Origin of the sequence: Corynebacterium sp. MSK073 (genome assembly GCF_030232085.1) — a bacterium.
Classification (GTDB): Bacteria; Actinomycetota; Actinomycetes; order Mycobacteriales; family Mycobacteriaceae; genus Corynebacterium.
Window position 1 is genome coordinate 164,085 of sequence record NZ_JASPIY010000001.1, and the last position, 12,633, is coordinate 176,717.

8 protein-coding genes are annotated in these 12,633 nt (G+C 60.7%); 3 read left to right on the forward strand and 5 right to left on the reverse strand.

From position 1 onward, the window contains the following. Positions 1–4 precede the first annotated feature (4 nt). A complete protein-coding gene (locus tag QP970_RS00805; RefSeq protein ID WP_284771456.1) occupies positions 5–2,101 on the reverse strand; it encodes a PTS fructose transporter subunit IIABC in 2,097 nt (698 codons plus the stop codon). A gap of 18 nt (positions 2,102–2,119) precedes the next feature. Then, a complete protein-coding gene (locus QP970_RS00810) occupies positions 2,120–3,082 on the reverse strand; it encodes a 1-phosphofructokinase family hexose kinase (RefSeq protein WP_239269845.1) in 963 nt (320 codons plus the stop codon). A 209-nt stretch (positions 3,083–3,291) separates the two neighbouring features. Between QP970_RS00810 and ptsP the strand changes: the two genes are divergently transcribed. Further along, positions 3,292–4,980 (forward strand): phosphoenolpyruvate--protein phosphotransferase, encoded by a 1,689-nt coding sequence (ptsP, locus tag QP970_RS00815; RefSeq protein WP_239269844.1) that lies wholly within the window; start codon positions 3,292–3,294, stop codon positions 4,978–4,980. A gap of 79 nt (positions 4,981–5,059) precedes the next feature. Here the strand turns inward: ptsP and sugR are convergent, their stop codons facing one another. Together sugR and lexA are read right to left on the reverse strand one after the other, a co-directional pair. Further along, the gene (gene sugR / locus QP970_RS00820) at positions 5,060–5,842 is read right to left on the reverse strand and encodes a transcriptional regulator SugR (RefSeq protein WP_239269843.1); all 783 of its coding nucleotides are present in this window, start codon (positions 5,840–5,842) and stop codon (positions 5,060–5,062) included. Positions 5,843–6,325: 483 nt separating this feature from the next. Further along, complete coding sequence (lexA, locus tag QP970_RS00825; RefSeq protein WP_239269842.1) at positions 6,326–7,036, reverse strand: transcriptional repressor LexA; 711 nt, start codon at positions 7,034–7,036, stop codon at positions 6,326–6,328. Between the two features lie 254 nt (positions 7,037–7,290). Between lexA and QP970_RS00830 the strand changes: the two genes are divergently transcribed. Both QP970_RS00830 and nrdR read left to right on the forward strand, forming a co-directional pair. After that, positions 7,291–7,695, forward strand: a complete 405-nt coding sequence (locus QP970_RS00830; RefSeq protein WP_239269841.1) for a hypothetical protein — start codon at positions 7,291–7,293, stop codon at positions 7,693–7,695. A 219-nt stretch (positions 7,696–7,914) separates the two neighbouring features. Further along, entirely contained in the window at positions 7,915–8,373 is a 459-nt protein-coding gene (gene nrdR / locus QP970_RS00835; RefSeq protein WP_023017363.1) for a transcriptional regulator NrdR, read from the forward strand. Between the two features lie 281 nt (positions 8,374–8,654). Here nrdR and hrpA read toward each other — a convergent pair whose 3' ends face one another. Continuing rightward, a complete protein-coding gene (hrpA, locus tag QP970_RS00840) occupies positions 8,655–12,557 on the reverse strand; it encodes an ATP-dependent RNA helicase HrpA (RefSeq protein ID WP_284771457.1) in 3,903 nt (1,300 codons plus the stop codon). Positions 12,558–12,633 lie beyond the last annotated feature (76 nt).

Sequence of the window (12,633 nt, forward strand, 5' to 3'; positions counted from 1 at the left end):
TGGTTTATGCCGCCACGTTCTGGGAACCGGTTTTGGTCTCTGGAGCAGCCTTTTGCGCAGCTTGCTGGACGGTCTTATTGGGCCAGAATTGCTTCATGGCCAAGACCGCGACGGTGGATACCGTCACGCCGGCAAGGATGGCTACCAGGTAGGCCCAGAATGGGTCGATAGCGAAGGCAACGAAGATACCACCGTGCGGGGCGCGCGACTCGACCGACAGCGCCATGGAAATAGCACCCGTCACGGCGCCACCAGCCATCATGGAAGGGATGACGCGGAACGGATCGGCCGCGGCGAAGGGGATGGCGCCTTCGGAGACGAAGGATAGGCCGAGCAACCAGGCGGACTTACCGTTTTCCTGCTCGGCAGGGGTAAATAGCGACTTGCGGATGAAGGTTGCCAAGGACAGAGCGATGGGCGGCACCATGCCGGCAGCCATGACAGCGGCCATGATTTGCATGGAGGCTGCATCGCCGGTGGACAACCCTGCGGTGGCAAAGAGGTATGCGGCCTTGTTGACCGGGCCACCCAGGTCGACGCACATCATCAGGCCCAAGATGATGCCGAGCACTACGGCAGAAGACCCAGACATGGAAGACAGCCAATCTTGCAGGCCCTCCATCAGCGCGGCCAGTGGGGCGCCCAGCAAAAGGTACATCGACAGGCCAACGACGAGGGAAGTCAGCAGCGGAATGATGACCACCGGCATGAGGGAACCGAGCCAGCGCGGGACTTTCCAATTGCCAATCCACAGGGCGATAAAGCCGGCCAACAAACCGGTGACCAGGCCACCGATAAAGCCCGCGTCGAGGGTCACGGCGATAGCACCGCCGACAAAGCCCGGCGCAATACCAGGGCGCCCGGCCAAGGCGTAGGCGATATAGCCAGAAAGTGCGGCGACAATAAAGCCCATCGCGGCCTGGCCAATGGCAAAGAGAACCGCGCCTATATAGAGCCCGAACCCGGAGTTCTCGAACGACATGGTCTCGCCGTCGACGGTAATCTCATTGCCCGGCAGGTTGGACAGGGAATAATCCGTGGAAAGCGCCTGCCAGCCATTGGCCATATCGGCGCCGCCGAAGAGGAATCCGAGGGCCAAGAGAAGGCCGCCGGCGGCGACGAACGGCACCATGTAGGACACGCCGGTCATAATCGCCTGCTGGATGCGCTTGCCCCAACCCAGCGATTTTCCTTCTTCTTCTGCGGAGGAGGAAGAGGCGGTGCCAGAGACCTTTCGGGCATTTGGGTTCTTCGCCGCCGCGATGGCCTCGTCGAGCATCTTGCCGGGCTCGTTGATGGCCCGCTTGACGCCGGCTTCGATGACGGGCTTGCCCGCGAAGCGCTCGCGGTCGCGCACGCCAACGTCTGTGGCGAAGATGACCGCGTCGGCAGCGTCGATGGTGGACTGCGAGACCGATTCATTATTGGACGAGCCCTGGGTTTCGACGGTGAGATCGACGTCGTCGCGCTCGCCGGCGGTTTGGGTGAGGGCATCGGCAGCCATGTAGGTGTGTGCGATTCCGGTTGGGCAGGCCGTGATGGCAACGATGCGGGTAGCTTGCGCCGAAGCACCCGCGCTTGCCGATGCCCCTTCCGCAGCCCCAGCTGCAGCCTCCGCGGCGTCCTGCTTTTTCTTCTTCGGCTTTTCCGCGTTGACGACGGCTAAGATTTCCTTGACGATTTCCTCCTTCGTCGACGCGGTGCGCAGGGCCTCTAAAAAGTCCTTGCGCACGAGGGCGCGGGCGAGCTTAGAAAGAATCTGCAGGTGGGCCTTGCCACCGCCGGCGGGTGCCGCGATGAGGAAGACCAACTGGGCATCGCCGTCGGGGCCGGAAAAATCCACGCCGCGGGTAAGGCGGGCGAAAGCCAGGGTCGGCTCGGTGACGGCCTCGGAACGGCAGTGGGGGATGGCCACGCCGCCTGGCACGCCGGTGCCGGCCTTGGCCTCGCGGTCTATGGCGGGCTGGGCGAGGCCTGTGACCTCGGTTGCGCGCCCGGTATCGTGCACCAAGGTGGCGAGGTTGGTGATAACGGAGTCGACGCTATCGCCAAAGTCGGCGTCAAGCGCGACCAGTTCTGTGGTGATGAGATCGGATGCCATGATGGAAGGCTCCCTTAGTTATAGAGCGGAGATGGAGGTATGGGCGGTATCGAGTTCTTCGGGACGGGGGAATTGGGTGCCGGGTTTGGCGGCCGCGGCGGTGCCATAAGTCACCGAGAGCGCGAGGGAGAATGCCGGTCCTTGCCCCTGCGTGCGCCCCAGGAGGTATCCGGCCAATGCAGCATCACCTGCGCCAACGGTCGATTTCACCGTGACGGGAGGCGGGGTGGCAGCCCATGCGCCTTCTGCGTTTACCAGTACGGCACCGGCGCCGCCGAGGGTGACGAGCACTTCCTTGATGCCGCGACCCACGACATCCCTTGCAGCCTCCACGACCGGGCTGTAGTCCCCGGCCGCAGCGGCGCGCTCGAGGGCGAGGCCATCCTGGCCGGTTAGCTGCCCTAATTCGAAGCCGTTGGGTTTGATGAGATCCGGGGCGGTGGTAGCGAGCTGCATGGCGATGGCCCTCATCGGGGCATCAGAGGTATCCACGGCGATGCGCGCCTGCGGGGCGGCATTGCGGATCTCCTTGATGAGGTCGGTATACCAGCCGGCGTCAACGCCCTTGGGCAGCGATCCGGCAAGGGCTACCCAATCAGCGGATTGGGCATGGTGGGTAAGGATGGAAATGAGGTGGTTTTGGGTGGCATCGGAAAGCAGCGGGCCAGGGCCGTTGACCTTGGTGGTCGTGCCATCTGGCTCGGTGATGGTGGTATTGACGCGCACGCCGCCATCCATGTCCACGTGGGCATAGGGGAGGTGGACCTCCTGGATGAGGTTGATGAATGGATCGGCCGCGCGGGCGGGGAAGAGGGCGAGGGTTTCTTTCCCGGCGAGGTGCACGGCGTGGGCGACGTTGACGCCTTTGCCGCCGGCAACCTGGGTAACACTGGCGGCGCGGTGGACATCGCCTGAGGTTAGTGGCTGATTGAGCGCCAGGGTGGCGTCAATACTTGGGTTTGGGGTGAGCGTGAGGATCATCGAGAGCTTATCCCTTTCGCAGAGTGCGTATATTGGGGGCCACACGCAGTCGGTCCGGTTAGAACTCGCGGTTAAGCCCGCCGTTAATGTTTATTCTTGCCCGATTGTGTTGGAAAGTCAATAGAAACCGTGTGGCATACATTGCATTTCTGTTGGATTTGTGATGATCTGGAAATAAATAAGCCGCTATCTTCGAAGGAAGTATCGCCATGGAAAATACGCTTCAGTCCACTGTTAAAGGAACCGGCGTTGTCGCTGGAGTTGCCTATGCAGAAGCCGTATGGGTGCGCCCCCGCCCGGAGCTGCCTACTGAAGGAAGTATTGACCAAGAGGCCAGCAGCGAAGCCGAATACGATCGCTTCCTCGAGGCAGTCGATGTCGTCGCCAGCCGCTTGGAAAACCGCGCCGCAGCCGCCGAGGGTCAAGCCTCGGAAGTACTGACGGCGACCGCCGGCATGGTCAAGGACCGCGGGTGGCACAAGGCCGTGCGCAAGAACATTCGCTCGGGCAAGAATGCCGAGTTCGCCACGGTGGGAGCCACGGATAAGTTCGTCACCATGTTTGAGGCGGCCGGCGGCGTCATGGCCGAGCGCACCACCGACCTGAAGGACGTGCGCGACCGCGTCATCGCCCAGCTGCGCGGCGAGCAGGAGCCCGGTTTGCCCATGGTGGAGGGCCAAGCGGTGCTTTTTGCCGATGACCTCGCGCCCGCCGATACCGCCACCCTGGATACCGCGCATATTCGCGCGCTCGTCACCGAACTGGGCGGGCCCACCAGCCACACCGCGATCATCGCACGCCAGCTCGATATTCCGTGCATCGTCGCCGTGGGAAATAAGCTGCGGGAGATTGAAAGCGGCACGCTCGTCTTCGTCGACGGTGCCCTAGGAACCGTGACGCTGGGCGCGGACGAGGAAGAATCCACTAAGGCGGTCGAGGAATACCGCGAGCGCGCCGCCCGCGTGGCCGAATGGACTGGGCCGACGCAAACCAAGGATGGCCGCCGCGTGCAGCTTTTGGCCAACGTGGCTGATGGCAACGCCGCCCGCATCGCCTCCGACTCGCAGGCAGAGGGCATTGGCCTCTACCGCACGGAGCTGTCGTTCCTGTCCGCGAGCGAGGAGCCTTCCGTTGACGAGCAGGCAAAAATCTACAAGAAGGTCTTTAACGCCTACCCCAATTCCAAGGTCGTGGTGCGCACCTTGGACGCTGGTTCCGATAAGCCGATTTCTTATGCCACGTTGTCCTCGGAAGAGAACCCGGCGTTGGGTGTGCGCGGTCTGCGCATTGCCCGCGATAACGAGTCCCTGTTGACGCGCCAGTTGGACGCCATCGCCCAGGCCGCGGAGTCCCGCGGCGACGATGCCGAAACCTGGGTCATGGCACCGATGGTGGCGACGTCGAAGGAAGCCCAGTGGTTTGCGGAGCTGTGCCGGGAGCGCGGACTGACCGCGGGCGCGATGATTGAGGTGCCCGCAGCAGCGCTGATGGCGGATAAGATCATGCCGCATCTGGACTTCGTATCCATCGGCACCAATGACCTCACCCAGTACACGATGGCCGCTGACCGCCTGTCGCCTCAGCTTGCGTACCTCACCGACCCGTGGCAGCCGGCCGTGCTGAGGCTTATCCAGCACACCTGCATTGCAGGGCACGAATACAACGTACCGGTTGGCGTGTGCGGCGAGGCTGCAGCCGATCCGCTATTGGCCTGCGTATTGACCGGCCTTGGCGTCAATTCCTTGTCGGCTGCGTCGACCGCAGTCGCCGGCGTTGGCGCCCAATTGGCCGAGCTGACCTTTGACCAGTGCCAACAGCTTGCCGATGCCGCCCTCAACTCCGAAGGCCCCTCCGCCGCCCGCGCCGCAGCGATGGAGCAGATAGAAAAGTTCAACTAACGGCCAAAGGTTTCGCCCTCCCTACCTCGGTGAGAAATGGCACCGGAGTAGGGAGGGCGAAGTCGTGCGCGTGTTGGAGCTATTCGCTGGCGAGCACGACATCGATCTCTCGCTCGCGCAGGGCGTCAACGAAGGATTCCGGTGCGCCGGAATCGGTGATGACGACATCGATATCGGCAATGGAAGCGAAGCTCACCAGATAGTCGTTGCCCAATTTGCTGGAATCAAACATGACCACGACCTTGTGGGCATTCGTGACGAAGGCAGATTTGATGGCTGCTTCTTGGGAATCGGCCGTCGACAAGCCGTGGTCGAGGGTCAGGGCATTAGTGCCGATGAAGGCGACATCGGCACGCATGAGCGCCATGGTGCGCAAGGCGGTATCGCCGACGACGGCTTGGGTGATAGCGCGTACGGTGCCGCCGAGGAGCTGGACATCGGGAACGCCGCTATTGGCTAGCGACAGCGCGATGGGCAGGCTATTGGAGACGATATTGAACTGCGCCTGCGGGTATTGCTGGCTGATGAGCTCGGCAAAGGTATTAATCGTGGTGCCGGCGTCCAAGAAGATGCTGCCGCCGCCAGGGGGAAGGAAATCGAGCGCGGCGTGCGCGATGGCAGCCTTGGCCCCAGATGCGGAACGCTGGCGGGTATCGAGGGTGAGCTCCGCGGTCTGGAACGCCTGCGAAGCCACGGCGCCACCGTGAACGCGGTGGACAACGCCCTCACGATCTAGCACGGCTAGGTCGCGGCGAATGGTTTCAGCAGTCACGTCGAAACGCTCCGATAATTCGGTGACGTTCACGCGACCCTCGACGGCAGTTTGGGACGCGATCTGGCGGCGTCGCTCCTCTGCGTACACAGACCCTCCTTGCTCCTTGCCTTCGTCCGGGCGGTTACTCCATCTGCGAATGCAGGCGTTCGGTGAAAGCTAACTGATGTGGGATTTCTCCCTCCATTGTGTCAAAATTCGGCGGTAATCGGACGAAAACAAAAATTAGGGTGTGCGCCGTTGTCTGGTTTGGGATGAAAGCCGCAGGTCAGTCAGCTATATTTGCCCTAGTTGAAAGCCAACCCTAGTAGCGCTTAACTTACAGATCCGTTATTTCGGGGGTGCTTTTTCAATAAGTCCCGCGCGCTTAAGTTGGCTTTTGGGGCGCGATTGCGAGGCAGAAAGGCATGGAATGTGTTAAAACTCGTAGGCCCTGCTCCCCAAGCAGGGGAAACAGGGCAGCGTACTAAGTGCAAAGAGCGGGTTTCAAGAAAGCGGGCGCAGAGTGCAGGCGGCGACAACAGCCGCAGGCGAAAACTCGCGTGCGGCTTGGTTAACGTAGCTTGCCGGGGCTTAGAGTTTGCGGAAGACGGATACTACCTTGCCCATAATTTCCGCATCATCGCCGTTGATGGGCGGGTAGGCATCGTTGTGCGGAAGGAGCCATACGCCAGAGGAATCGCGGTGGAATTCCTTGACGGTGGCCTCGGAGCCATCGAGAAGCGCGGCGACAAACTCGCCTTCCTCAGCCACCGATTGCGACCGAATGATGACCCAGTCGCCGTTGAGGATGCCGGCATCCTGCATGGAATCGCCCACGACCTGCAGCATATAGAGCTCGCCCCCGCCGACGACCTCGTCTGGCATGGGGAAATACGTGTCGATATTTTCCTCTGCGGTGATTGGTGCACCGGCGGCGATGCGGCCAACGACGGGAATATAAGCTACGGCGGCAGACTCTTCAGGGCCGCGGGCAGAGGTATCGGGGATCTCCTTAGACTTGCGGCCCGGCTTCTTTTCGGCGTCGTCAGTGTTGAGGTGGCGTACGTCGACCGCGCGGGGCTTATTGGGATCGCGGCGCAAGAAGCCCTTTTCCTCAAGCTGCTTGAGCTGATAGGCCACGGATGAGGTGGATTGCAGGCCGGCGGCGTCACCAATTTCGCGGATGCTGGGCGGGTAACCGCGGAGCATCACTGCATCGCTGATGACGTTAAGGATGCGGCGTTGCCTTTCGGAAAGGGAGGCGTAATCGTTCTTTGCGGTGCTTGCTTTCTTGCGGCCCATGTGCGGCTCCTAGCTAGGGGGTCTGAGGTTTCTGCGTTCGTAGCTTGAAAAGGGACTGGGTGACACCTGCGTGCCATAACTCATTTGTAGCACGAAAAGTACAAGCGTTCGAGATTTACGCGAAAAACTGGACAGGTTTTCGAAGGGGTGCTATAAATCGAACATAGAAACAGTCTCGAACACAGGAGCGACATTGAGCTCTTGCTGTGTCAAGGGGCCGCTTTAGACTTACGGCGGTCGTCGAAAGGAAAGCAATGTCTCAACTACTTAACTCTCGCAATAACATGGTTAAACAACGCGCGGCACGTCCACAGATCGTCCCTTCAGCCGCCATTTGGGATATTGATGATCAAAGCTGGGGCGTGCAGCATTCTCCTTCCGAAAAGAGGGAAATCAGGACCTTAAATTCCGTATATCGAACGAATCGTGAAGGTTATTCGAATACGTGGACTGATGAAAGTTTCTTACCTGATTTCGCGAACAGGCCGATGAAAGAAGACGATGCGCAAAGTTCGCGCAAGAATTACCTCCTTGGTGCAGTATTTGGCGCTGCCGTATTTTTCGGCACGATTGCCGGCGGGCTGATGGGTACGAATGCTGAAACGCCGACTGATCCTGGCGCTTCGGTACAGCAAGTAGAAGCAGCGATCGGTCAGTAGCGCTGCGTGTACTAAAGCAGGCCACTAAAGCAGGCACTTCGGGGTTTAAGGCTTGGAGCCTTGTTAGGCAGCAGCTTGTTTACCAGCGGCAGATAGGGCCTGCTTGCTTCACGGAGACCGGCACGCGAGCAGGAGAGGTCTTTCGCAATGATGTCAGGTTTTTGGCTTGGCCTTGGGAGGTAAACTAAACCGAGAAGCTAAATTAGCGAAAGGACTAGTGTGTACTGCCCGTTTTGCCATAACGAACAATCCCGCGTTATTGACTCGCGCGTGGTTGATGCTGGCGCATCGATACGGCGCCGGCGGGAGTGTGCTTCCTGCAAGGGGCGCTTCACCACTGTGGAAAAGGCCGTACTGCTGGTTGTTAAGAGAAATGGCCTTGCTGAGCCATTTAGCCGGGATAAACTCATTCGGGGCGTTAGGCGCGCGTGCCAGGGTCGTGACGTTAGCGATGATGCCTTAAAAAAGTTGGCCCAAGAGGTTGAGGAAACGGTGCGGGGGCATGGTTCCTCGCAGGTGAATGCCAACGAAATCGGGCTAGCGATTCTCGAGCCGCTGCGTGACCTAGACGAGGTTGCATATCTGCGCTTTGCCTCGGTGTATAAATCATTCGAGAGCGCGGATGACTTTGAATCGGAGATTCGTTTGATGCGGCGCCGCGATCGCGGGGACCTTTAAACTGCGCAGTGTAGGACGATTTCTCAGCCGTGATACGGCCGTTCCTGCGCAGGATCGAAGCAGTCTTAAATGGCATTTTGTGCGCATGATTCCGCTAGAGCCTGCCCAATGTTCACGCCGCCGGCGGCCGAGTAAGCAGATTTTTAGCTTAGGTACGGCCGGCCGGGTGGCCAGCCAGCAGACCGAGCGGCCAGCAGGCCGGACGGCTAGCCAGCGGACCGGGCGTCCGTAGCGGGGAGCCGGGGTCCTCGGTCGGCGGTGGGACCGTGACGTTGGGGAGACTAGCGCAGCTTATCCACCGCTTTTTGAATCCTCCGCAGGGATACTGCGTGGGCCGTGCCGAGGCGCTGGGCAAAAAGCGAGACCCGCAATTCCTCAATCATCCAGTGGATGTCCTTGACCTCGCGGGTCTTTTCGCGGCCCGCGGGAAGGTTTCGGAGGCGGTTTGCTAGGTAGGCCTTGGCATTATCGACCTCTGCTTGGCGGTCCGCATCGCGATCCGGATCGAGCGACATGTCCTCCAAGCGGATGCGCATTGCCTGGATGTAGCGGGGAAGGTGGCGCAGGTGCGCGGCTCCGTGCACGGTGATGGCATTCGGCGGAAGAAGGAAATTAAGTTGGTTTTCCATATCGTTGATGGCGGGACCGTCCCACTGGGAAAGCTCGGCGCGGAGGTTGGAGTACTCAGCCAAGCCAGGCGCGATCGAGACGATTGATTGTCGCACGCGGCCGGGGACCTGCGGTTTCACGGTATCCTTGAGCTCGGAAAACGCCTCTGGCGAGCGCACGGGGCCGCCGGCTTCGAGCATGAGGTCGCGGATTGCCGCTACGCGGGCGTCATTCACCAGCCCGTCTGCGCCGCTATGCGGATAAGAATCCACGGCAACGCGTTGCTGCAAGGGAAGCCCCTTGACCATTTGCGCGGTCGAGACGGAAATCTCGCGCATCAAAAGCGTGAGGGTGGTGGTGACCATGGCGGCATCGGCAGCCGCCTTGGTGGGATGAGCCTTAAGCTCGACGCCTTCCTTGGTAGCCACCAATGCTGGGTAGGCGGTGACCTCGTGGCCATCGACGGTGGTGGTGACGGTCTCGTCAACGGTGCCGAGGGTATCGTCGGTCCACTCGCTGACCGCGGTGGATTCGGCGGTGCGGCTTACCCGCGAGACGGACGATTTAATGTGGCCGGCCTGGCGCTCGCGCAGGGCGGCAAGGTCCCTATCGGAATCGATGATGGTGCCACGCTTGTCGATGGCCGCGTAATTCATCCGCAAATGTTCCGGCAGCTTGTCCGGTTGGAAGTCGGAGGCGTTGATGCCGTGGCCGCCGAGCTCGCGCAGGACATCGGCAAGCTGCTGGGTAAGCGGTCCTTCGAAGGGGATGAGGCGTTCCATGGCGCGTTCGGCAAATTCTGGGGCGGGCACGACGGTGCGCCGCAGGGCCTTGGGAAGGGAACGAATAAGCTCGTTGACGAGCTCGAGCCGCAGGCCGGGGACGAGCCAATCGAAGCCTTCGGTATCGAGGCCGGCAAGCATGGGAACGGGAACCATGACGGTGACGCCATCGAGGGGATCGCCGGGCTCGAATTTATAGGTCAGCTCGTAATCGATGGAGCCCTTGCGCCAGTGATCGGGGAAGGAGACTTCGGTGACGTCGTGGGAGTCATCGACAAGCGTGGCTGGGTCGAAATTCAGCAGATCGGGTTTCTGGCGGCGCTTTTTCTTCCACCAGGAATCGAAATGCCGGCCCGTGGTGACCTTGTCTGGAATGCGCTGGTCATAGAAATCAAAGAGGGTATCCTCATCCACGATGAGGCCACGGCGGCGGGCCTTTTCCTCGTACTCGGCGGCCTCATCAAGGGCCTGCGCGTTTGCCTTGAGGAAGTCATGATGCGCATTCCACTCGCCGGCGATAAGCGCATTGCGGATGAACATATCGCGCGCAGCGACGGGATCCACGCGGTGATAGGGCACGGTGCGATCCGCGACGATGGGCACGCCGTAGAGCGTGGACTTCTGGTGTGCGATGGCGGCCGCGCGCTTGCGGGACCACGTGGGATCGGAATAGTTGTGTTTGAGCAGGTCGGCGCCGAGCTTTTCCACCCACGATGGGTCGATAGCGGCGACGTCGCGGGCCCAAAGCCGAGAGGTTTCGACGAGCTCAGCCGCCATGAGGAACTCCGGCGGCTTTTTGGATAAGGCGGAACCTGGAAAGACGAGGAAGCGGGTATTGCGCGCGCCGTGGAACTCCTTGGAATTACCGTCGCGGGCGCCGATATTGGATAGCAGTCCGGATAGCAGCGCGATGTGAATATCGTCGGAGCGGCGCTCGGTGGCTTCTTGGTAATCCCACCCCAGCTGCTTGGAGACGTCTTTGAGCTGGCGGACCAAGTCGAACCACTCGCGGATGCGCATGTAGTGGAGGAACTCCTGCTTCATGCGCTTGCGGAACTTATTGCCCGATTGCTCATTGCGGGTCTGCTTGATGTAATCCCACAACTTCAGCATGGACAAAAAGTCAGAGGTCTTGTCCTTAAAGCGCGCGTGCGCCTGATCGGCTTGCGCTTGGTAGTCCAGCGGGCGTTCGCGCACGTCTTGGATGGTCATGGCGGCAACGATGATGATGACATCGTGGAGGCAGCCGTTGGTATGGGCCTCGATAAGCATGCGCGCCATGCGTGGATCGAGTGGGATGCGGGCCAAGTTGCGGCCGGTTTCGGTCAGCGTGGGCTTCTCGTGCTTATCCTGGAGCGCCCCGAGCTCGTGGAGGAGGTTGAGGCCATCGCGAATGGCCTTGAACTGGGGTGGCTGGAGGAAGGGGAATTGCTCGATATCGCCGAGCTTGAGCGAGACCATCTGCAAAATGACGCTGGCCAGGTTGGTACGCAGGATTTCCGGGTCAGTAAATTCCGGACGGCTTTGAAAGTCCTGCTCGCTATAGAGGCGGATGGCGATGCCATCGGCGACGCGGCCGCACCTACCGGAGCGCTGGTTAGCAGAGGCCTGCGAAATCGGCTCGATGGGCAGGCGTTGCACCTTGGTCCGCGTGGAATAGCGCGAGATGCGCGCAGTGCCGGTATCCACGACGTAGCGGATCCCGGGTACGGTCAGCGAGGTTTCGGCGATATTGGTGGCCAAAACGATGCGCCGCCCGCGGTGATTGCTAAATACGCGGTGTTGTTCCTGGTTGGATAGGCGCCCGAAGAGGGGAGCAACCTCGACGTTTTTCCATTTTTTGGCCTCGATGGCTTCCATGGCATCGCGGATATCGCGCTCGCCGGGGAAAAAGCAGAGGATATCGCCGTCGCCTTCTGCCATGAGCTCCTCGATGGCCTCGGTTAAGCCATCGAGCGGGTCTTGATCCACCAGCTTTCCACCGGCCTCGAATTCGAGGGGACGGTAGCGGATTTCTACCGGGTACGTGCGCCCGGAGACCTCAATGATGGGCGCGGGGGTGCCATTGGGTTGGGCGAAGTGCTCGGCAAAACTTTCCGGATCGATGGTTGCGGAGGTGATGATCACCTTGAGATCGGGCCGCTTGGGAAGCAACCTCTTGAGATACCCCAAGAGGAAATCGATATTCAGCGAGCGCTCGTGCGCCTCATCGATAATGATGGTGTCGTATTTATTAAGGAAGCGATCGCGCTGCATTTCCGCTAGCAGGATGCCGTCCGTCATGAGTTTTACGGCGGTGTTATCAGAGACCTGGTCATCGAAGCGGATGGCGTAGCCCACCGACTCCCCAATGTCTTGGTCGAGCTCGGAGGCGATGCGCTCGGCGACGGTCCGCGCGGCGATGCGGCGCGGCTGCGTATGGCCGATAAGGCCGCGGCGGCCCCGGCCGATGTCGAGGCAGATCTTGGGGATCTGCGTGGTCTTACCAGAACCGGTTTCGCCAGCGATGATGACGACTTGGTTTTCTTCAATCGCTGCGGCGATATCGTCCTTGCGGGCGCTGACTGGCAGGGAATCGGGGTAGGTGAGTTGGGGGACGGCGGCATCGACAAGCGCGAGGCGATCTGCGGCAGCCTGGATATCCTGGCCGATTTCGCGCAGGGCCTTGGGGGCGCGTGCCTTCGACAGGCGGCGGCGGAAGCTGCGGGCCTCGGCGATGGTGACGTTGTCTAATGCTGCAAAAAGTTCATCGCGGCTAGGAGCCTGCGACGTCGTGGTTTCATGCTGTGTCATGGCTAATCTATGAGCTTACCCCGGTTACGTGGAGTGGAAAAAGTTGCTATAGTGAAAGCACTTATCTCAACGATAC

Bases quoted from the DNA above. Each gene is read 5' to 3' on its own strand.
- QP970_RS00805 (WP_284771456.1), bottom strand. From the start codon at position 2,101: ATGGCATCCGATCTCATCACCACAGAACTGGTCGCGCTTGACGCCGAC.
- QP970_RS00810 (WP_239269845.1), bottom strand. From the start codon at position 3,082: ATGATCCTCACGCTCACCCCAAACCCAAGTATTGACGCCACCCTGGCG.
- ptsP (WP_239269844.1), top strand. From the start codon at position 3,292: ATGGAAAATACGCTTCAGTCCACTGTTAAAGGAACCGGCGTTGTCGCT.
- lexA (WP_239269842.1), bottom strand. From the start codon at position 7,036: ATGGGCCGCAAGAAAGCAAGCACCGCAAAGAACGATTACGCCTCCCTT.
- QP970_RS00830 (WP_239269841.1), top strand. From the start codon at position 7,291: ATGTCTCAACTACTTAACTCTCGCAATAACATGGTTAAACAACGCGCG.
- hrpA (WP_284771457.1), bottom strand. From the start codon at position 12,557: ATGACACAGCATGAAACCACGACGTCGCAGGCTCCTAGCCGCGATGAA.